The 19,693-nt window shown below is 71.1% G+C and carries 20 protein-coding genes; 13 read left to right on the top strand and 7 right to left on the bottom strand.

The window, feature by feature from the left end; genetic code table 11:
* Positions 1-9: 9 nt before the first annotated feature.
* On the bottom strand, positions 10-657 hold the full coding sequence (locus ACFWV3_RS34605) for a GntR family transcriptional regulator (protein WP_382417651.1): 648 nt from the start codon (positions 655-657) through the stop codon (positions 10-12).
* Between the two features lie 116 nt (positions 658-773).
* Between ACFWV3_RS34605 and ACFWV3_RS34600 the strand changes: the two genes are divergently transcribed.
* From ACFWV3_RS34600 to ACFWV3_RS34560, 9 genes are all read left to right on the top strand, one after another.
* Positions 774-1,727 carry an asparaginase gene (locus tag ACFWV3_RS34600; protein ID WP_382417649.1) on the top strand — a complete coding sequence of 318 codons (954 nt, stop codon included), beginning with the start codon at positions 774-776 and terminating at the stop codon, positions 1,725-1,727.
* 48 nt (positions 1,728-1,775) lie between these two features.
* Positions 1,776-2,066 carry a hypothetical protein gene (locus ACFWV3_RS34595; protein ID WP_382417647.1) on the top strand — a complete coding sequence of 97 codons (291 nt, stop codon included), beginning with the start codon at positions 1,776-1,778 and terminating at the stop codon, positions 2,064-2,066.
* Between the two features lie 86 nt (positions 2,067-2,152).
* Positions 2,153-2,575, top strand: coding sequence for a peptide-methionine (R)-S-oxide reductase MsrB (msrB, locus tag ACFWV3_RS34590; protein WP_382417645.1), 423 nt, complete (start codon positions 2,153-2,155; stop codon positions 2,573-2,575).
* 284 nt (positions 2,576-2,859) lie between these two features.
* Complete coding sequence (locus ACFWV3_RS34585; RefSeq protein ID WP_382417643.1) at positions 2,860-3,750, top strand: TIGR04222 domain-containing membrane protein; 891 nt, start codon at positions 2,860-2,862, stop codon at positions 3,748-3,750.
* Between the two features lie 88 nt (positions 3,751-3,838).
* On the top strand, positions 3,839-4,651 hold the full coding sequence (locus ACFWV3_RS34580; RefSeq protein ID WP_382417641.1) for a TIGR04222 domain-containing membrane protein: 813 nt from the start codon (positions 3,839-3,841) through the stop codon (positions 4,649-4,651).
* Between the two features lie 9 nt (positions 4,652-4,660).
* Positions 4,661-5,470, top strand: a complete 810-nt coding sequence (locus ACFWV3_RS34575; protein ID WP_382417639.1) for a TIGR04222 domain-containing membrane protein — start codon at positions 4,661-4,663, stop codon at positions 5,468-5,470.
* Entirely contained in the window at positions 5,470-6,288 is an 819-nt protein-coding gene (locus ACFWV3_RS34570) for a DUF692 domain-containing protein (protein ID WP_382417637.1), read from the top strand. Before ACFWV3_RS34575 ends, ACFWV3_RS34570 begins: the two co-directional genes overlap by 1 nt.
* A gap of 1 nt (position 6,289) precedes the next feature.
* Positions 6,290-6,643, top strand: coding sequence for a hypothetical protein (locus tag ACFWV3_RS34565; protein WP_382417635.1), 354 nt, complete (start codon positions 6,290-6,292; stop codon positions 6,641-6,643).
* A 173-nt stretch (positions 6,644-6,816) separates the two neighbouring features.
* Entirely contained in the window at positions 6,817-9,900 is a 3,084-nt protein-coding gene (locus ACFWV3_RS34560) for a S8 family serine peptidase (protein WP_382417634.1), read from the top strand.
* A 40-nt stretch (positions 9,901-9,940) separates the two neighbouring features.
* Here the strand turns inward: ACFWV3_RS34560 and hemQ are convergent, their stop codons facing one another.
* Genes hemQ through hemE form a run of 3 tightly spaced genes read right to left on the bottom strand, consistent with a single transcriptional unit; the run spans position 9,941 to position 13,118 of the window.
* Positions 9,941-10,633 (bottom strand): hydrogen peroxide-dependent heme synthase, encoded by a 693-nt coding sequence (hemQ, locus tag ACFWV3_RS34555; protein WP_382417632.1) that lies wholly within the window; start codon positions 10,631-10,633, stop codon positions 9,941-9,943.
* Between the two features lie 23 nt (positions 10,634-10,656).
* Positions 10,657-12,084, bottom strand: coding sequence for a protoporphyrinogen oxidase (gene hemG / locus ACFWV3_RS34550; protein WP_382417629.1), 1,428 nt, complete (start codon positions 12,082-12,084; stop codon positions 10,657-10,659).
* Positions 12,084-13,118, bottom strand: a complete 1,035-nt coding sequence (gene hemE, locus ACFWV3_RS34545; RefSeq protein WP_382417628.1) for a uroporphyrinogen decarboxylase — start codon at positions 13,116-13,118, stop codon at positions 12,084-12,086. The genes hemG and hemE overlap by 1 nt, the downstream gene beginning before the upstream one ends.
* A gap of 72 nt (positions 13,119-13,190) precedes the next feature.
* Between hemE and ACFWV3_RS34540 the strand changes: the two genes are divergently transcribed.
* Positions 13,191-13,739 carry a DUF3000 domain-containing protein gene (locus tag ACFWV3_RS34540; RefSeq protein ID WP_245847888.1) on the top strand — a complete coding sequence of 183 codons (549 nt, stop codon included), beginning with the start codon at positions 13,191-13,193 and terminating at the stop codon, positions 13,737-13,739.
* Positions 13,740-13,881: 142 nt separating this feature from the next.
* Here ACFWV3_RS34540 and ACFWV3_RS34535 read toward each other — a convergent pair whose 3' ends face one another.
* Entirely contained in the window at positions 13,882-15,027 is a 1,146-nt protein-coding gene (locus tag ACFWV3_RS34535; RefSeq protein ID WP_382417627.1) for a dipeptidase, read from the bottom strand.
* A 318-nt stretch (positions 15,028-15,345) separates the two neighbouring features.
* On the opposite strand from ACFWV3_RS34535, the gene ACFWV3_RS34530 reads away from it, so the two are divergent.
* Both ACFWV3_RS34530 and ACFWV3_RS34525 read left to right on the top strand, forming a co-directional pair.
* Positions 15,346-15,999: a response regulator transcription factor gene (locus tag ACFWV3_RS34530; protein WP_181320591.1), complete on the top strand. Its 654-nt coding sequence runs from the start codon at positions 15,346-15,348 to the stop codon at positions 15,997-15,999.
* A gap of 70 nt (positions 16,000-16,069) precedes the next feature.
* A complete protein-coding gene (locus ACFWV3_RS34525) occupies positions 16,070-17,329 on the top strand; it encodes an HRDC domain-containing protein (RefSeq protein ID WP_382417626.1) in 1,260 nt (419 codons plus the stop codon).
* 78 nt (positions 17,330-17,407) lie between these two features.
* Here the strand turns inward: ACFWV3_RS34525 and ACFWV3_RS34520 are convergent, their stop codons facing one another.
* A complete protein-coding gene (locus tag ACFWV3_RS34520; protein ID WP_382417624.1) occupies positions 17,408-18,049 on the bottom strand; it encodes an O-methyltransferase in 642 nt (213 codons plus the stop codon).
* Positions 18,050-18,119: 70 nt separating this feature from the next.
* On the opposite strand from ACFWV3_RS34520, the gene ACFWV3_RS34515 reads away from it, so the two are divergent.
* Positions 18,120-18,743: a TetR/AcrR family transcriptional regulator gene (locus tag ACFWV3_RS34515; protein WP_382417622.1), complete on the top strand. Its 624-nt coding sequence runs from the start codon at positions 18,120-18,122 to the stop codon at positions 18,741-18,743.
* Here ACFWV3_RS34515 and ACFWV3_RS34510 read toward each other — a convergent pair.
* Positions 18,697-19,629: a GlxA family transcriptional regulator gene (locus ACFWV3_RS34510; RefSeq protein WP_382417620.1), complete on the bottom strand. Its 933-nt coding sequence runs from the start codon at positions 19,627-19,629 to the stop codon at positions 18,697-18,699. The two genes, ACFWV3_RS34515 and ACFWV3_RS34510, sit on opposite strands and share 47 nt — an antisense overlap.
* Between the last annotated feature and the right edge of the window lie 64 nt (positions 19,630-19,693).

Genomic DNA, 19,693 nt, shown 5'->3' with positions numbered 1-19,693 from the left:
ATCGCGAAACTATCGGTTCAGGCTCGTCAGCATCTGCGCGCACACGCGAGAGAGATGGCGTCGCATCACCGTGGACGCCCGCGCCGCGTCTCCGTCCCCGATCGCCTTCACGAGCTCGTCGTGGTCGTCCATCGACGCCTGCTGGTGCTGCGGGTCGTCCTCCAGCGCACTGCGCAGGAGCACCACGCGTTGCTGCACGAGCCGGACCTGCTCGGCGATGTGCGGGCTGCGGGCCGCGTCCAGCAGCGCCTGGTGGAACGCGAGGTCGAGCCGGTACGGGAAGGGCTGCCCCGCCCTGTAGCCGCGCCGACTCTCCTCGCACACCTCGCGCAGCCGCACCAGGTCGCCGTCGGTATGGCGGGACGCCGCCAGTTCCGCGGCGGCGCACTCCAGGGCGGTGCGCAGCTCGAACAGCGCGCGGACGTCGCCGTCGTCGGCAGCGGGCACGAACGCGCCCCGGTGCGGCACCAGCGTCAGCAGCCGCTCGGAGGCCAGGTGCCGGATGGCCTCGCGCAACGGGCCGCGGCTGATGCCGAGCCGCTGCGCCACCTCGACCTCGTTGACCCGCGAACCGGCCGGGATCTCCCCGGTCAGCACCAGCTCGCGCAGCACGTCGACCGCCTGCCCGGCGAGGCTGAGGTGCAGAGGGGGTGTCACCTTCGTCTCCTGATCTGGACGGCACCCGCTGTCCGCCCGTTAAACTAGCGAGCATGTCAACTGTCGACAGTTGGCAGTCTTTGGGTGGCAGTCACCACGAGCGTGGGAAGGGCGACATGGGACACGAGGTTCTGGCCGAGGTCTGGCGGGGCGACTTCCTGGAGTCGGTGCACCACGGCACGGTCGTCGCGACCGACGCGTCCGGCTCCCCCACCCTGTCCGTCGGACGGCCCGACGACGTCGCGTTCCCGCGGTCGTCCAACAAGCCCCTGCAGGCCCTCGCGATGCTGCGCGCCGGCCTCGACCTCGACGGCGAGCTGCTCGCCCTGGCCTGCGCCTCGCACTCCGGCGAGGACTTCCACGTCGGGGGCGCGCTGCGGATCCTGGCGTCGGCCGGCCTCGGCGAGGACGCCCTGCGCTGCACCCCCGACCTGCCGATCGGCGAGCAGGCCCGCGCCCGGCACCTCGCCCTGGGTCTCCCCGCGGCCCCGAAGTACATGAACTGCTCCGGCAAGCACGCCGCCATGCTCGCCACCTGCGTCGTCAACGGGTGGTCGACGGAGAGCTACCTCGACCCGACGCACCCGTTGCAGGTCGCGACCCGCCGGACGATCGAGGACGTGGCCGGCGAGCCCGTCGCGCAGGTCGGCGTCGACGGCTGCGGCGCCCCCATCTTCGCCATCAGCCTCACCGGCCTCGCCAGGGCGTTCGGCCGCCTGGCCAGCGCTCCCGAGGGCACCCTGGAACACCGCGTCGCCGCCGCGATGAACGCCCACCCGCAGTGGGTCGGCGGCACCGGCCGGGACGTGACGGCTCTGATGAGCGCCCTGCCCGGCGTCATCGCCAAGGACGGCGCCGAGGGCGTCTACGCGGTCGGCCTGCCCACCGGCGAGGGCGTGGCCCTGAAGATCGCCGACGGGTCTTCGCGGGCGCGTGCCGTCGTCGTCGTGGCCGTGCTCAAGCGTCTCGGTGTGGACGTGAGCGGTGTCGAGGACCTCGCGACCGTGCCGGTCCTCGGTCACGGACGCGCGGTGGGCGCCGTGCGTCCGTCACTCGCTGTCGCCAGTTAGCCGTTCGCCAAGCCGGAATCCGGACCCCCAGCCACTAAGCTGGGGGTTATGGGCGAATCGAAGGACGAGCGCGAGCAGTTCCAGGAGGAACTGATCGGCCTCGACCCGCACGATCCCGAGACGAAGGCGTTCGCCGACCACCTCGACCGGATGAAGCGGCACCGGCCGGGCTACACCGTCGAGGGCTACCTGGAGGGCGTCCAGGACTTCGCCGACTCGGCGAACCGCACGACCGGCCACCAGCGACTCGTCGCCGTCATCGTCGTCGGCCTCATCCTGCTCGGCGTGATCCTCACGATCTGGTTCGCGCTGGGCGACATCCTCGCGATCATCTTCTGAGCGACGACGCCTTAACGGGGGCTTACGGCCCCGCACGACCCCGTCCACCGGGAAGCCCAGCGGCACGGGCGGCGTTATAAAGAGTCATGGAACCTGTTGTCGGCACCACTCCCAAGGTCGTGCGTTCCGAAGAGGAATGGCGCGCCCAGCTGAACCCCGCCGAGTACGCGGTGCTGCGCCAGGCAGGCACCGAGCGCCCGTGGACGGGCGAGTACACCGAGACCAAGACCGAGGGCGTCTACGAGTGTCGCGCCTGCGGAGCGGAGCTCTTCCGCAGCGACACCAAGTTCGACTCGCACTGCGGCTGGCCGTCGTTCTTCTCGCCGCTGGCCGGTGAGTCGGTCATCCTGCGCGAGGACCGCACCCTCGGCATGAAGCGCGTGGAAGTGCTCTGCGCCACATGCCACAGCCACCTCGGGCATGTTTTCGAAGGTGAGGGGTACCCCACACCGACGGATCAGCGTTACTGCATCAACTCCGTCTCCTTGAAACTCGTTCCGTCCGAATAGGAGACTGAGCCCGGAGTCCGGTTCAGGACGAGCCGGACCGACCTGGGAGGCATCATGCACTTCTTCGGCACCGATGGTGAAGGCTCCGGCGGAGTCGACGGCGGCTCGTCGAGCTGACGTCCCGCGCACCGCCGGGCCCGAGCTCGAAGAGTGAGCGACGGCCACCGGAAGTGACGGCGGACGGGCAACCCTAAGGCTTCGTCAACAAGCCTTGTGAGCATGTGGCCCGGACCACACCATGGATCGCACCGAAGCACTTTCGGTGCAGTCAGGGGGTGGGTCGCATGCAGAAGCCTTGGGGGTTGTCCGGGCCGGAGTTCCTTCAGCTGTACTGGATCGGACTGGCACTGGCGGTGCTGGTCGCGATCGTCGTCCGGGTGCGCGCGCGTGCCGGCCGCGGTGAGCAGCCCGTGCGGTCCCTGGACATGGACGAGCTCGCGTTCCTCGCGGGCGGTGCGCGGCGCGTCGTCGAGACGTCCCTCGCACGCCTGCTCACCGCGGGCGAGATCCGCACTTCCCGTCGTGGCGCCGTTCAGGCCACGTCCACGACGAGTTCACGCAACGCCGTGGACCGCGCGGTCATCAGCGACTGCCAGCGCTACTCCAACCGCACCGTGAACCTGATGATCCCGGCCGTGTCGCAGGACGAGGCCGTGACGTCGATCGGGCGGCGCCTGGAGGCGATGGGCCTGGTGATCAGCGCGGAGGCCGCGAAGAGCGCGCGCCGCAAGGGATCCATCGCCCTGTGGGTGCTCGTCGCGATCGGTGTGGTCCGCTGGGTCAACGGCATCGCGATCAGCGCGCCCGTCGGCTGGCTGACGCTGCAGCTCGTGCTCACCGGACTGCTGATCGTCGTCCTCACGCGCGGCGGCAAGCACGTCCGCACCGGCAAGGGCAGTCGTGCCCTCGACGAGGCCCGCACGTCGCGCAGCCGGTCGGCGATGCCGGAGGAGGCCCTGTACGCCGGCGCGGCCGGGCTCGTCCTCTTCGGAGGCCTCACCGTCTACCCGGACCTCGCCGTCCGCAGCTCCCTGCTCGCGTCCTCGGGGTCCGCCGGCGGCTACACCGGTACGGGCGGCTACAGCTCGTGCTCGACCGGTTCGTCCTCGTGTTCGAGCGGGAGCAGCTGCGGCGGGGGCGGCGGATGCGGTGGTGGCTGCGGGGGTGGCAGCTGACCGGACTCGCGGTCGTTTTCCGGTAACACCAGGAACCCGGGGGTAGATCTCACGTCGAAGATGCACTGGCTCAGTGAGGGGAGTGCTGATGACCAAGTCTTCGACACCGCACCAGGTGGTCTGGACGGCGGAGGAGATCGGGTTCCTGGCAGGGGGGCCGGGCAGGGCGGTGGAGGCCGCGCTGGCCCGGTTGATGGACGGCGGTCTCGTGCGCGTCTCCCGCGAGGGCCTCGTGACCGCCGTCCACCAGAACGGTTACGGCGCCACGACCCCGATCGAGGCGTACGTCCTCACCGGACTCCACGGCAGCGCGCGTCCGCTCCGGCAGCTCGTGCCGGTGTCGGCGGCGAGCCACGAGATGGGCGCGCTGCACCAGAGCCTGGTCGCACGCGGTGTCGTGCGGTCCCAGTGGGGCAAGCCCCGCGGTGGCGTCCAGGCGCTCCGGGTGCTGCTGATCGTCCTCGCCGTCCTCTCCCTGGTCGGCGTCATCGCGTTCGACGGCCGGATCATCCTGGTGACGGCGCTGCTGGTGCTCCTGGTCTTCCTGCTGCGCAACAAGGGCAGGCTGACCACGCAGGGCAAGAGCGTGCTGATGTACGCGCTCCGGAACCAGCGCGGCGGCGCGGACGTCGTAGCGTTGCACGGGCTGAACCGGGGCAAGGGCCGCCCGCGGAGGTCCACTTCGAACAGTGGCAGCAGCTGCACCACCACGTACGACTACTACGACCACACCAGCGGGTGCAGCAGCTCGTCGAACTGCTCCAGCAGCAGCTGCGGCAGTTCCAGCAGCTGTTCGAGCAGCAGCAGTTGTTCGAGCAGCAGTTGTTCGAGTAGCAGCAGCAGTTGCAGCAGTTCGAGCTGCAGCAGCAGTAGCAGTAGTTGCAGCAGCTCCAGCAGCTGAGGGGGAACGATGGTCACACCCACGAGCACGCAGGGCACCCAGCTGGTCCCCGAGCAGATCGGCTTCCTGGCCGCGGGACCGTCCAGAGCCGCCGAGACCGCGCTGGCGAGGCTCCTCGACGCCGGACTGGTCCGGGTGACCCGCGACGGACGTGTGTCCGCCGTCCACCAGAACGGCCGCGGCACCACCACGGCGCTCGAAGCCCGCATCCTCAAACAGGTGCGGTCACCGCTGTCGTTCACCAAGGTCGTGCGGATCGCCGCCAACGACAACGAGGCGCACGCGATGCGCCGGCACCTGCTCGACCGCAAGCTCATGCGCCCTGCCCGCAAGCGCTCCGAGGCGTGGTGGGTCTTCTTCTTCGTCGGGCTCCTGCTGACGGTGCTGGGCTTCCTGCTGCCGTACTTCTTCTTCGGCGCGGCGGGCTTCTTCGTCCTCGGGTTCTGGACGCGTGGTCGCAGCGGCGTCACCAGGGCCGGCCGGGCCGTGCTGAACGACGCGGCCGCGAGCGACCGGGTCCTCGCGGTGGCGAAGTACGGCTTCGCCGGCCGGGTCGCCGGGCAGAACGTCGGCGACCTGTTCGACCTGCCGAGGGCCGTGGTCAACGCGGTCAAGGTCCCGGCGAGGCTGCGGAAGAAGAAGCAGGCGCAGGGGCGCCGTCGTGGCGGGTCCGGCGCGGCCGCGTCGAGCTGGAGCAGCGGCTGCGGGGCCAGCAGCTGTGGTAGCAGTGACAGCAGCAGTTGTTCGTCCGGCAGCAGCTGCTCCAGTGGCAGCAGCTGTGGTGGCGGCGGGGGCTGCGGTGGCGGAGGAGGCGACTGATGGCGGGGATCAAGGACCTGGGCGTCGGCATCGGCTGGCGCTCGGAGATCGACCTGACCGTGGAACGGCTGCCCGGCGTGGACTTCGTCGAGGTCGTCGCCGAGAACCTCCACACCGGACACCTGCCGGAGTCGGTGACGCTGCTGCTGGAACGCGGCATCCCGGTCCTCCCCCACGCCGTGTCGCTGTCGCTGGGCGGCGCGGAGGAGCTGGACCTGGGCCGGGTCGAGCACCTGGGTGCCGTCGCCGAGGCCGTCGGCGCGCCGATGGTCAGCGACCACGTGTGCTTCGTCCGTGCGGGCGGGCTCGACTCCGGCCACCTCATGCCGGTGCCGCGCACCAGGGACGCGCTCGACGTGCTCGTCGCGAACGTCAAGCTGGCACAGGCGAACCTGCCGGTGCCGCTCGCCCTGGAGAACGTCGCCGCACTGTTGGAGTGGCCGGACGGCGAGCTGTCCGAGGGCGAGTTCCTGGCCGAGCTCGTCGAGCGCACGGACTGCTGGCTGCTCGTCGACGTCGCGAACCTCTACGCCAACGCCCGCAACATCGGCACCGACCCGGAGCGGTTCCTCGACGAGATCCCGCTGGAGCGCCTGGCATACGTGCACGTGGCCGGCGGCGTCGAGCACGGCGACGTCTACCACGACACGCACGCGCACGCGGTGCTGCCGGAAGTTCTCGGGGTGCTCGACGAACTGTGTTCCCGCGTGAATCCACCCGGTGTTCTGCTGGAACGCGACGACAACTACCCGTCCGACACCGAAATCGCGTCCGAACTGGCCGCGATCCGCGCCGTCGTGGACAAACACCGTGGCTGAAATGAACGAGATCCCGGCCGCCCGCGAAAGGCTCGCGTCTCAACAGGCGGCCCTGTTGAACGCCTTGCTCGCCAATGGTCCTGCCCCGGCGGGGTTCGACGAACAACGCCTTGCCGTCGAACGCCGCGCTTTGCTGTCCAAACGGCGGAGCATCGCGCGGATGCTCGGCCCCTCCGTGGCCGACGAGCTGGGCGACCGGTTCCAGCCGCTCTTCGACGCCTACGCGGTCGAACACCCACGTCGGGCGGGGTCACGCGCCCGCGAGGACGCCGCGCGGTTCGCGGAATGGTGCCGCGCCGCGGGCGAGCTGCCGGAGAACCGCAAGTCCTACTGGAAGTTCTGGCGATCGAACTGACAGTCGAACGGACCGGCCGGAATCGTCCGTTCAGCTCTGTGTGACTCCAGTCGCCCCTCGATACGTTCAAAACCGTCGGGGGGCGTTTTCGATTGCCTTCGCATTACCGCGGAAGGCCTTCCGGCCTGCGCGGACCACAACGCGCAGTGAATTCGGCCCACGAGGGGATTCGAATGCGCGGAAAAACGAAGGTGCTGAGCGCCGTCACGGCGCTCGCCCTGACAGCGGCGCCGGTCGCGGTCGCGACGGCCGCACCACCAGCTCCCGCACCCCGGAAGACGGCACCCCAGCAGGCGGTCGACGAGGTCACCCTCGTCACCGGCGACAGGGTCCTCCTCGGACCAGGTCAGCGGGTCGTCGCGATCGAGCCCGGCGAGGGCCGCGACACGATGAGGTTCAGAACACTCCGCGGTCCCGACGGGCACACCGCGGTCATCCCGCAGGACGCGTTCGGGCCCCTGGCGGCGGGCCGGCTCGACCGCAGGCTCTTCGACGTGACCACGCTGCTCGAGTTCGGCTACCGCGACCGGATGCCGTTGATCGTGAACGGCGGCGGCAGGCTCGGCGCGAGGAGCACCGGCGACTGGAATGCCCTGCGGCTCTCCGGGGACAAGATCTGGCTCGACGGCATCCGCAGGCCGGTCCTCGACCGGTCGGTCGCGCAGATCGGCGCACCGGCCGCCCACCAGCGGGGCATCACCGGCAAGGGGATCAAGGTCGCCATCGTCGACACCGGTGTCGACGAGAAGCACCCGGACCTCGTCGGCCAGCAGGTCGCCGAGAAGAACTTCACCACCGACCCCGACAACACCGACACCATCGGCCACGGCACGCACGTCGGTTCCACGGTCGCGAGCCACGACGCGAAGTACGGCGGGGTGGCCCCCGGCGCCCAACTGCTCGACGCCAAGGTGTGCACCTCGCGCGGCTGCCCGGACTCCGCGGTCATCGCGGGCATGCGCTGGGCCGTCGAGCAGGGCGCCCAGGTCGTGAACATGAGCCTCAGCGGCCCGGACACACCCGAGGTCGACCCGGTGGAACAGGCGGTCGACGAGCTCACCGCGCGGTACGGCACGTTGTTCGTCATCGGAGCGGGCAACTCCGGCTCCCCCGGCACGGTCGGCTCGCCGAGCACGGCCGAGGCCGCGCTGTCCGTCGGCGCCGTCGACCGCGACGACCAGCTCGCCTCCTTCTCCAGCAAAGGCCCGCGCATCGGGGACAGCGGGCTCAAGCCGGAGGTGACCGCGCCGGGCGTCGGCATCGTCGCGGCGGCCGCCGGCACGAACGGCGGGCACGTGGCGGCGAGCGGCACGTCCATGGCCACCCCGCACGTGGCGGGCGCCGCGGCGCTCCTGCGCCAGGAACACCCCGAGTGGACGCCGGCGCAGGTCAAGTCGGCCCTGGCGACCACCGCCAAGCCGACCGCCGGCGTCAGCGCGTTCGACCAGGGGGCCGGGCGCATCGACGTGTCCAAGGCGATCGACCAGGTGCTGACCGGTGACGTCACGGTCAACCTCGGCAAGCACGAGTGGCCGCACGACGACGACAAGCCGGAGATCAGGCCGATCACCTACACCAACCCGACCGGTGCGGCGATCACGCTCGACCTCACGCTCACCAGCACCGCGCCGCGGGGCATGATCGCGCTGAGCGCCTCGAAGGTCACGGTCCCGGCCAAGGGCACCGCGTCCGTCGACGTCATCGGCGACACCCGTGCCGACACGCAGAACGGCGCGTTCACCGGCGAGGTCGTCGCGACGTCCGGCACGCACACCGTCCGCACGCTCGTCGGCATCGACCGCGAGGAGGAGCGCTACACGCTCGCGGTCGACTTCACCGACCGCGACGGGAAGGACCCGGCGAGCTCGTCCACGTTCCTCGTCGGCCTCGACAACTCCGTCGTCCAGGTGCTCGACACCGCGGGCGACCTGAAGATCCGCCTGCCCAGGGGCACCTACGTGCTGGAGACGACGATCGGGACGGACGAGGGCCTGGACCTGCTGGTGCAGCCGAACGTGGTGCTCACCGCCGACACGGCGATCACACAGGACGCACGCCTCGCGAAGCCGTTGTCCATCACGCCTCCGGAGGCCCCCGGCGACTCGGTGGTCGGCGAGCTCGCGTGGCGGCGCACGCTCGGCAGCCGGACGGTGGCGTCGACGCTGGTCGCGCGCGGCGGCTTCGACGGCATCCGCACGGCCCAGGGAGGCGGACCGCTGTCGCCGGCGGAGATGGCGTCCCTGGTGACGCTGCAGACCGACACCGCGGCCGAGGCCGGCACGTACTTCCGGCTGTCCTACCCGGTCGGCGGCAGCCTGCCCACCGGGCTGACGCGCGCACCGCGGAAGGAGGACCTGGCCCGCGTCGAAGCCACGATCAGCGGACTCGCACCCGGCAGCACGGCGCTGAAGGGCGAGCTCCCGGCGTCGGCGCTCGGCCTCTACGGCGGCGGGCTGCTCTACCGGGCTCCGGAGAGCGGCGAGGTCGTCGACTACGTGACGACCGAGGGCCTGCGGTGGCAGTCGTCCCTGCTGAACACCCACGCCAACGGCGCCATGGAACAGATCACCTCCGGGTTCCGCACCTACCAGGCCGGGCGGACGTACCAGGAGCGGGAGAACCGGCCGGTGTACTCGCCGGGGCTCCCCGAGACGCCGTACCCCTTGGTCACCCGGCGCGGGCCGTTGCTCATCGTCGGCGTCCCGCTGGTGAGCGACGCGAGCAACGGCATCGGTTACTCCACGTTGGACAGTGCGCGCACCGCCCTGTACCGCGACGGGGTCCTGCTCGACGAGGCCGCCTCGACGAGCGGGTACTTCGAGAAGGTGCCGCTGTCGCAGGGCGACTACCGCGCCGAGATGAGCCTCGACCGGAGCTCGCAGTTCGAGTTCAGCACCAAGGTGTCGGGTGTCTGGACGTTCAGGTCCACCGGCACCGAGGGCAGGACAGAGGCGCTGCCGCTGTCGGTGGTGCGGTTCGCGCCCCAGCTCGACTCGAACGGCGCGGTGCCCGCAGGAACCTTGCAGCGCATCGGGTTGTCCACGCAGTCGCAGGGCGACACGGGCGCGGTGCGCATCACCGGCGTCCAGTACTCGCACGACGACGGCAAGTCGTGGCGTCCGGCGGGTGTGTCCGGTGCCAGTGCGCTGGTCTACAACCCGCTGAACGCGGAGTGGACGTCCTTGAAGGCCACCACCGTCGACGCCAAGGGCAACACGTCCGAGGTGACGGTGATCCACGCCTACCGGCTGAGCTGAGGACGCGGGAGGGCCGTCTCGCGGCGGCCCTCCCCCGCCGTCACGGCAGGTTGACGACCAGCTCGGCGGCCGGGACGCGGGTGCCCGTGTAGAAGGGGATCTCCTCGCGCACGTGCAGCCGCGCCTCGGTGCCGCGCAGGTGGCGCATGAGGTCGACGATGCGGTGCAGCTCGTCCGCCTCGAACGCGAGCAGCCACTCGTAGTCGCCGAGAGCGAACGACGCGACGGTGTTCGCGCGCACGTCCGGGAAGTCGCGGGCCTCCTTGCCGTGGTCCGCCAGCATCTTGCGGCGGTCCTCCTCCGGCAGCAGGTACCACTCGTAGGAGCGCACGAACGGGTAGACGCACACGTACTTGCGCGCCTCCTCACCCGCGAGGAACGCGGGGATGTGGCTGCGGTTGAACTCCGCGGGGCGGTGCAGGGCGACCTGCGACCAGACCGGCGTGGAGACCTTGCCGAGCGGGGTGCGGCGGAAGCCCGTGTAGGCGGCCTGCACCTGCTCGATCTCCTCGGCGTGCCACCAGATCATGAAGTCGGCGTCGGCGCGCAGACCGGCCAGGTCGTAGACGCCGCGGACGACGACTCCCTTGCCCTCCAACGCGTCCAGGTAGTCCTGGGTCTCGCTCGCGGCGGCGCTGCGGTCCTCGGGCAGCTTGCCGGGTTCGACCCGGAACACCGACCACATCGTGTAGCGGATGGTGTCGTTGAGCTCGTTGTAGTTCAGGCGCGCCATAGGTCCATCTTGGCACGGGCACCTCAACGGCGAACGCGGCCCAGCAGGTGTGCTGCGACACGGGCGGCGGCCGCGTCGGCGGTCGCGATGCACGCCGGCACGCCCACTCCGTGCAGCGTGGCACCGGCCACCGCGAGGCCCGGCACGTCGGCGATGCCGCGTTCGATCGTGTCGACCAGGTCGACGTGGCCGACGCCGTACTGCGGCAGCCCGCCGCCCCAGCGCTGCACCACGGAGTCGATCGGCTCGGCCTTGACGCCGGTCAGCTCGTACAGGTCGTTGCGCACGGCCTTGACCAGGTCGGCGTCGCTGCGCTGCAGCAGCGCGGTCTCCCCGTGCCTCCCGACCGACCCGCGCAGGACCACCGGCTCGCCGAGGTGCGCCCACTTGCGGCTGGAGAACGTGAAGGCCTTGGCGGTGAACGGGGTGATGCGGTCGGAGTACCGCTCCCCCTCCGCGATGAGGATGCCGGAGCGGTCCGGCAGCTCGGTGCCCGGCGGCAGGGCGAGCGCGACGACGGCCATCGAGGCGACCTCGACCTTGCCGTACGCGGCGGACACCTGCGGGGCGATCTCGTGCAGCAGCTTGCGCGCGGACGGCGCCGGGACTGCGAGCACGACGCCGTCGCACTCCAGGTACTCCGGCGTCGCGGCCGAGCCGATCTCCAGCCGCCAGCCGCTGCCCAGCCACGACAGCACCCGGACCGGCAGGCCCAGGCGGACCTCGGGCCGGGCGATCTCGGCGAGCCGGTCGACGAGCGACTGCACACCGTCGTCCAGCGACGCGAACACCGGCGGGCGCGCGGCCCGTGCCTGGGGCGGCGCGGGCATCATCGTCGCGGCGGCCGCGAGCAGCGACCCGACGCCCTTGTCGAGCAGCGTCGCGATCTGCGGCATCGTGGCGCGCAGGCCGAGGTCGTCCGCGCGGCCCGCGTAGACGCCGCCCAGCAGCGGGCCGACCAGGCGGTCGGCGATCTCCGGCCCGAACCGGTCCTTCATCAGCGCGCCGACCGAGACGTCACCGCCGCCGAGGTCCACCGGCGGCAGCGTCGGTTCCATCTCGACCCGCAGCGCGCCCTCGGACGACAGCAGGTGCCGGACGCTCTCGACGCTCGCCGGGACGCCCATGAACGTGTGCGCGGGCAGCTGGTGCGTGTGCCCGGCGGCGTGGACGGACGCCTTCGCGCCGGTGGGGTGCACGACGTGGTCCCGCAGACCGATCTCGGCGATCAGCTCCTGCGCCTCCGGCTTGCGGTGCAGGAACGCCTCGGCGCCCACGTCGAACCGCACGCCGCCGAGCTCGGTCGTGCGCAGCTTGCCGCCGAGGCGGTCGGACTGCTCGACGACCGTGATCCTCGCGTCGGGGCCGAGCAGCAGGCGCAACCGGTGCGCGGCGGCCAGCCCGGAGACCCCTCCGCCGATGATGGCGACGTGCGGCGCTCTCCCGTGCATTACAAGCTGTGGATCAGCTCGACGGTCCGGGTGATGATCTCCGGATCGGTGTCGGGCAGGACCCCGTGGCCGAGGTTGAAGATGTGCCCGGCCGCGGCCTTGCCCTCGGCGTGGATGCGGCGCACCTCGCGGTCGACGGCCTCGAAGCCCGCGAAGAACAGCGCAGGGTCGAGGTTGCCCTGCACGACCGGCTTGGGCAGCTCGGGGTTCGCCTGCTCGAGCCGCGCGACCGCCACGTCGAGCGGGAGCCGCCAGTCGACGCCGACGACGTCCGCGCCGGCCTCGCGCATCGCGGGCAGCAGCTCGCCGGTGCCGACGCCGAAGTGGATCCGCGGCACCGTGCTGATCGTCTCGAGGACGCGCTTCGAGTGCGGCAGCACGAACTCGCGGTAGTCGCGCTCGGACAGCGCGCCCGCCCACGAGTCGAACAGCTGGACCGCCTGGACGCCCGCGTCGAGCTGGGCGTGCAGGAACGCGGCCGTCACGTCGGCGATCCGCGCGAGCAGCGCGTGCCACAGCTCCGGGTTGCCGTGCATGAGCGCCTTGGTGCGCTCGTGGTTCTTGCTCGGCCCGCCCTCGACGAGGTACGAGGCCAGCGTGAACGGCGCTCCGGCGAACCCGATCAGGGCGACGTGCGGCGGGAGTTCCTTGAGCAGCAACCCGATCGCGTCCTGCACGGGCTGGACCTGCTCGGCGTGCAGCTCGGGCAGCGCCTTCACGTCGTCGAGCGTCCGCACGGGGTTCGCGACGACGGGGCCGGTGCCCGCGACGATGTCGAGGTCGACACCGGCGGCCTTGAGCGGCACCACGATGTCGGAGAAGAGGATCGCGCCGTCGACGCCGTGCCGCCGGACCGGCTGCATGGTGATCTCGCAGACCATCTCCGGGTCCATGCACGCGTCGAGCATCGCGGTGCCCTGGCGCAGGGCCCGGTACTCGGGCAGCGACCGTCCCGCCTGCCTCATGAACCAGACAGGGGTGTGCGACGGGGTGCCGCCACTTGCGGCCACGAGGAGGGGAACTTGAGTGCTCATATCTCTTTCATGGTCCCACGTCCCGGCGTGCCGCCGTCACTCGGCCGGATTGCGAGGCATACAGTCAGTTGCGTGACCGAGCCGGAAATCTTCCGCCGGGCGGTGGGGACGCTCAAGTCGGTTCGCCACAGGCCCGAGATCGAACTCACCGAGGTTCGCCCACCGCAGCGGCTGGCCCCGTGGGCCTACGCGCTGACGGCTGAGGTCACCGGCCCGTCGGACGAGCTGTCGACAGGAAGACTCGTGCTGCTGCACGACCCGGACGGCGACGAGGCGTGGGGCGGCGTCCTGCGCGTCGTGGCGTACGTGCGCGTGGAGCTCGACCACGAGCTCGCGTCGGACCCCCTGCTGCCCGAGGTCGGCTGGTCGTGGCTGACCGAGGCGCTGGAGCAGTCGGGCGCGGGGTTCACCGCGCTGGGCGGGACCGTGACGCAGACGTCGTCGGCCCGGTTCGGCGACATCGCGGGACCGGCGCGCACCGACGACCTGGAGCTGCGGGCGTCGTGGACCGCGCTCGACGGGGAGCTCGCCGAGCACGGCACCGCGTTCTACGAGCTGATGGCGACGGCCGTGGGGTTGCCGCCGGTGGGCGTCACGATGTTCGGGCAGCGCCAGCCGTAGGGATCCACGGCCGGCGCACTCCACCTGATATCCAATATATTGCGCTCCCCCACCCGGTCGTGCCCGGTGTTAACGCAACCAGCGGGGGCACCGCGCGACCAAGCCGGCTCCCCCAGCGGTTCGAGCCGTGCTCCGGACGTCTCTACGCGTCCGCTTCCCGCAGCACCCGCAGCACGTTCGCCCCGGCCAGCTTCGTCAGGTCGTCCTCCGACCAGCCGCGGTCCAGCAGCGCGCCGAACAGGTTCGGGTAAGTCGAGACGTCCTCCAGCCCCTCGGGAAGGCTCTGCACGCCGTCGTAGTCGCCGCCGATGCCGATGTGGTCGACGCCCACGACCTCCCGTGCGTGCTCGAGGTGCGTGACGACGTCGTCGAGGGTCGCGCCCGGCTTCGGGTTGTCGACGGCCCACTTCTCGCCGAACGTCTTGCGCTCGTCCATGTCGGCGTGGCTCGCGCCGGCGGCCGTCATGGCGTCACGAAGGGCTGCGTCCCATTGAGCGACACGAGTTGAGACGAAGTCGGGAACGAATGTGATCATGGCCACACCGCCGTTCGTCCTCAGCTTCCCGAGGACGTCGTCCGGGATGTTGCGCGGGTGGTCCGCGACGTGGCGGCACGACGAGTGGCTGAAGATGACGGGCTTGACGCTCGTGTCGAGCGCGGCGTGCATTGTGCTCGGCGCGACGTGGCTCAGGTCGACGAGCATGCCGATCCGGTTCATCTCGCGCACGACGCTGCGGCCGAACTCGGTCAGGCCGTCGTGTTCCGGCTGGTCAGTGGCGCTGTCGGCCCACGGCGTGTTGTCGTTGTGGGTCAGCGTCATGTACCGGACGCCCAGCCGGCGCAGCGCGCGCAGGACGCCGAGTGAAGAGTTGATGGAATGTCCGCCCTCGGCGCCGATGAGGGACGCGACACGCCCGGATGAGAAAACTTTCTCAGCTTCCGCAGCGGTGGTCGCGAGGCCGAGGTGGTCGGAGTACCGGGATGCCAGCTCGTAGACCAGTTCGACCTGCTCCAGGACGGCGGTGACCGCTCCGTCCCCGGCCAGCTTCCCGGGGATCCAGACGGACCAGAACTGCACGCCCAGACCGCCCTCGCGCAGCTTCACGAGGTCCGTGTGCAGGCTGGGATGACGTCGCGTGAGATCGACTCCGGCGACCGTCGCGGCGATGTCGCCGCCCGTTGTGCCGGCGAGCTCCCTGAGCGCCCACGGCAGGTCGTTGTGACCGTCGACGAGGGGCACACGCTGCAGCAACGCCCGGGCTTTCTCGCGGCCTGCACTGCTCGGCACAACCAACTCCTAGATGTCGTTCTGAGAGGGACTCGCGTTACGCCCCCTATCTAGTTGTCATCCAATCGTGTGACAGATGAGGCCATCTGTCACAACCCGATAGGGATAGATACCCGATTGATCGTCCCGTAGACCCGCATGGGCGGCTACGCTGCCCCAGACGACACCACTTTCGGTCGATCAGTGGCGCGGCTGATTGGACGAAAGTCTCGGGTGCCGGTCGGGGGGCACGACCGACTCCAGGGAAGTAGTGACGTGGCTGCCGTCGGCTTAGGTCAGGCCGTTCGTACCACGCCAGCCGGCTCGTTGCCGGCGAACATGGTCCCGCACCCGCGGGAAGAGCTTTTTTCAGTGCTGGTGGTCGACGACCACCCACTGCTGAGGGAGGCGATATCAGCTCGGCTCACCCAGATGGGAGCCGGGACAGTGCATGAGGCCGCATCGGTGGCGGAGGCTCGGGCGCGGGCACTCGCAACCGGACCGTGCGACCTCGCGATCCTCGATCTGGGCCTGCCGGATGGCACCGGCATCGACCTGGTCACGGAGCTCCGTGCCCAGGGCTGGCCCCGCATCGTGGTCCTCGCATCCTCCGACGACCCCTACGCGGTCAGGTCGGCCTTCCAGGCGGGCGCCCAGGCGTACCTCCTGAAGTCCGCCTCGCCGATGGTGGTCACCGACGGGGTGCGCAGGGTCCTCGACGGCGGCGTTTACGCAGATCCGAGCGTGGCACCAGTACTCGCAGCGGGTACTCGGGTGCCGGGCACGGACAACACGCCGCGGGAACTCTCCGCGCGTGAGGTCGAGGTGCTCCAGCTGGTCGCCGATGGCCAGAGCAACAAGGAGATCGGCGAGGCTCTGAGCCTGTCCGCGTTGACGGTGAAGTCTCACCTGTCGCGGATCGGCCGGAAGCTGGGCACAGGAGATCGCGCTCAGATGGTCGCGCTGGCCATGCGTGCCGGCGTGATCCGTTAGATACCGGTTTGAAGCACTGAACCGGCCGAGAACACCTGTGAGAGGTGCGATCGTCGTAGGGTCATCCGCTGTGGATGTACCCGCCGACGAGCCAACCGCACCGACCGGACCAGATCCGGTACCGCTGACGGAACCTGCTGATGGGGTCCCGCCCGTGGTCGCCGATCCTGCTGCGCTCCGGCGAGCCGCTGACGCGCTCGCCGGGGCGAAGGGCCCGGTCGCGGTGGACACCGAGCGAGCCTCGGGCTACCGCTACTCACAGCGTGCCTATCTGGTGCAACTGCGCCGGGAAGGCGCCGGCACCTGGTTGGTCGACCCGATCGCCCTCGGCGGACGGCTCGACCCGCTGGTGCAGGCCCTTGATGGCACTGAGTGGGTGTTGCACGCGGCGTCCCAGGACCTGCCGTGCCTCGCCGAACTCGGGCTGCGACCCGGCGTGCTGTTCGACACCGAGCTGGCGGGCAGGCTGGCTGGGTTCGACCGTGTCGCACTGGGCACGTTGGTGGAACGGCTTCTGGGCTTCCGGCTCGAGAAGGGGCACGGTGCGGCCGACTGGTCGCGCCGGCCCCTTCCTGCCGACTGGCTCACCTACGCCGCTCTCGACGTGGAGCTGCTCGTGCAGCTGCGCGACGTTCTCGAAGCCGAGCTGGAGCGCCAGGGCAAGCTCGCCTGGGCGCTCGAGGAGTTCGAGGCGGTGCGGACGGCGCCGTTGCCGCGCCCCCGCACCGACCCCTGGCGGCGCACGTCGGGCATTCACCGCGTGCGCAACCAGCGGCAACTGGCCCTCGTGCGGTCGCTGTGGGAAGCCCGCGACGCCGTGGCCCGCGAACGCGACATCGCCCCCGGCCGAGTCCTCCCGGACTCCGCCCTGATGGAGGCTGCCGCGCGCAACCCCGCTTCGGAGGCGGAACTGCTCGCCCTCCCGGTCTTCCGCGGCCGTTCCCAGCGCCGCATGTCCGGCGTGTGGATGAACGCCCTGCGCAAGGCGAGCGCGCTGACGAAGGCGGAGCTCCCGGAACCCGCCGGTCACCACGACGGTCCTCCCCCGCCCAACCGCTGGTCGGACAAGGACCCGGACGCCGCGGCCCGCCTGGCAGCCGCCCGCGCGGCCCTGACCGGCATCGCCGAGGCCAACACCCTGCCGGTGGAGAACCTGCTGCTGCCCGACCTGGTGCGCCGCACCTGCTGGCAGCCGCCGGCCGACCTGTCGCCCGAGTCCGTGGCCGCCGTGCTGCGCGAGGGCGGAGCGCGGTCGTGGCAGATCGAGCTGACGCTGGAAGGCCTCACGAAGGCGTTGGCCGCGACGGCGCCGCCGCCGTCCACCAGCTGATATCCGATATATCAATCATTTCGACGACCAACGCGGCCCGGCTGATATCCGATATATCGGCCGGGCCTTCGCGTTCGGTCACGCCCGGCAGCTGATCTCCATGCCGTCCTCGACGGGGAACGCGACGCTCACGTACCCGTTCGCCGGATCCCGCACGTAGGCGAGGTAGTCCGCCATCGAGGCCTGGTCGATGTCGTCGGCGACGACGAGCGCACCGGGCGCGAGACGCGGTTCGAGGTCGCGCAGCACCGGCAGGCAGAGCTCCTTCCACCCGTCGAGCAGCACGAGCCCGATCGGCCCCTTCAGGTCGGCCAGCGTGCGCCGCGCGTCGCCGGGCAGCACCGTCGTGACGTCGCCGAGCCCGGCCTCGTCGAGGTTCTTCCGCGCCGCCGCGACCTTCTCCGCCGACATCTCGGTGCCGTAGACGTGCCCCCGGCCGTTGTCGGCGACGGCCGCCGCCAGGTAGAGCGTCGAGATGCCGAACGACGTGCCGAACTCGACGACGGTCTCCGGCCGGCTCGACCGCACCAGGCCGTAGAGCAGGTCGCCCCCTCGCGCGGAGATCGGCATGTAGACGCCGGCCAGCGCGTCGGCGCGTTCCTGTGCGCCGACCGAGCGCAGGTCGTCCCACGGTGCTTCGAAGGTGTCGTCGGCGGTGGCGGAGTCGAAGAGCCGGTCGAGGACCGTGCGGACCCGCGGCTCGTGCAAGGTGATCGTCATGACAGCTAGATTAGACGCAACGTTGCGTCTAATCTAGCCCTGGCTAAGGTACGCGTCCGGGAGGTGGTCGATGAGCACCGCACATCGCGGGAATCGGCACGGGCGCAGCGAACAGGCGCGGCAGGCGGTGCTGGAGGCCGCCGACGACCTGCTGGCCGAGCGCGGGTTCGCCGCCGTGACGATCGAGGGCATCGCCGCGCGGGCGGGCGTGGCGAAGCAGACGATCTACCGCTGGTGGCCGTCCAAGGTCGACGTGCTGCTGGAGGCGTTCACCGAGGACATGGCCGAGCACCTGACGCCGGAGGACCACGGCGACCTCGGCACCGACCTGCGCGCCCACCTCGCGACCCTGGCGGGGTTCCTCACCGCCTCCGACCCCGGCGCGGTGTTCCGGGCCCTCGCCGGCCAGGCGCAGCACGACCCCCAGCTCGCGACGAGGCTGCGCGACGAGCACCTGAGCCACCAGCGCGTCCGCGACCGCCTCCCCCTGGAGCGCGCGATCGAGCGCGGTGAGCTCCGGGCGGACCTCGACGTCGACACCGCGCTGGACCAGCTCGTCGGGCCGGTCTACTACCGAGTCCTGGTCACCGGCTCACCCGTCCCACGCGAGTTCACCGACGACCTCGTCGCGGCCTTCCTGCACCGGTTCACCGCGCGGGCGGGCGGAACGACGTCCGGTACGCCGACGGCGTGAGCCCGGTCCGGCTGACCAGGTGCCGGCGCAGCGAGTCGGCGGTGCCCAGCCCGCTGTGGTGGGCGACCAGGTCGACGGACAGGGTGCTCGTCTCCAGCAGCCGGCGGGCGCGGTCGACGCGCCGGTGCAGCAGCCACTGCGCCGGGCTCGTCCCCGTCTCGGCGTGGAACCGGCGGGTCAGCGTCCGCACGCTCACGCGGGCGTGCACGGCCAGGTCCGTGAGGGTGAGCGGGGTGTCGAGCCGGCGCAACGCCCACTCGCGGGTGGCGGCGAGCGAGGAGTCCGGCAGGTCGGGCAGCGGCGTGTCCACCACCTGGGCCTGACCGCCGGGACGGGCGGGGGCCGCCACGGCGAGCCGGCTCGCGGTGGCCGCCGCGGCGGCGCCGAAGTCGCTGCGGATGAGGTGCAGGCACAGCTCGACGCACGCCGCGGCACCCGCCGAGGTGATCACCGGACCGTCGGCGACGTAGAGCGCGTCCGGCACCACGGTCACCGCGGGATGGCGGTGGGCCAGCTCGTCGGTCAGACCCCAGTGCGTCGTCGCGCGGCGTCCGTCGAGCAGCCCCGCCTGGGCGAGCACGAACACGCCCGTGCAGATCGCGGCCACGCGCGCCCCAGCCCGTGCCGCAGCGCGGACGGCGGCGAGCACTCGCGGGTCGACGTCCTCACGCCCACCACCACCGATCACGACGCACGTGTCGGCCTCGCGCGCGGAAGCGAGGTCGTGGTCCACGACGACGTCGGGCCCACCCACAGCCTCGACCCGCCCCGGTTCGGCGGTGCAGACGACGATCTCGTAGGCGCCGGTCGAGTCGAGCAGCATCCGCGCGATGGCGAGGTCGAACGAGAACACCGGCTCGACCACCACGAAGACGATCCGATGCATGGCCAGAACCTCCGGGAACGTGGCACACGGGCCGGTGCCGCGAACCGGGCGCCCGCAGCACTGT

It is taken from the genome of Lentzea sp. NPDC059081, from assembly GCF_042738015.1.
In the GTDB taxonomy this organism is placed as follows: Bacteria; Actinomycetota; Actinomycetes; order Mycobacteriales; family Pseudonocardiaceae; genus Lentzea.
Note: the sequence above shows the minus strand (reverse complement) of the source record. Positions and strands in the feature narration are given on the sequence as shown.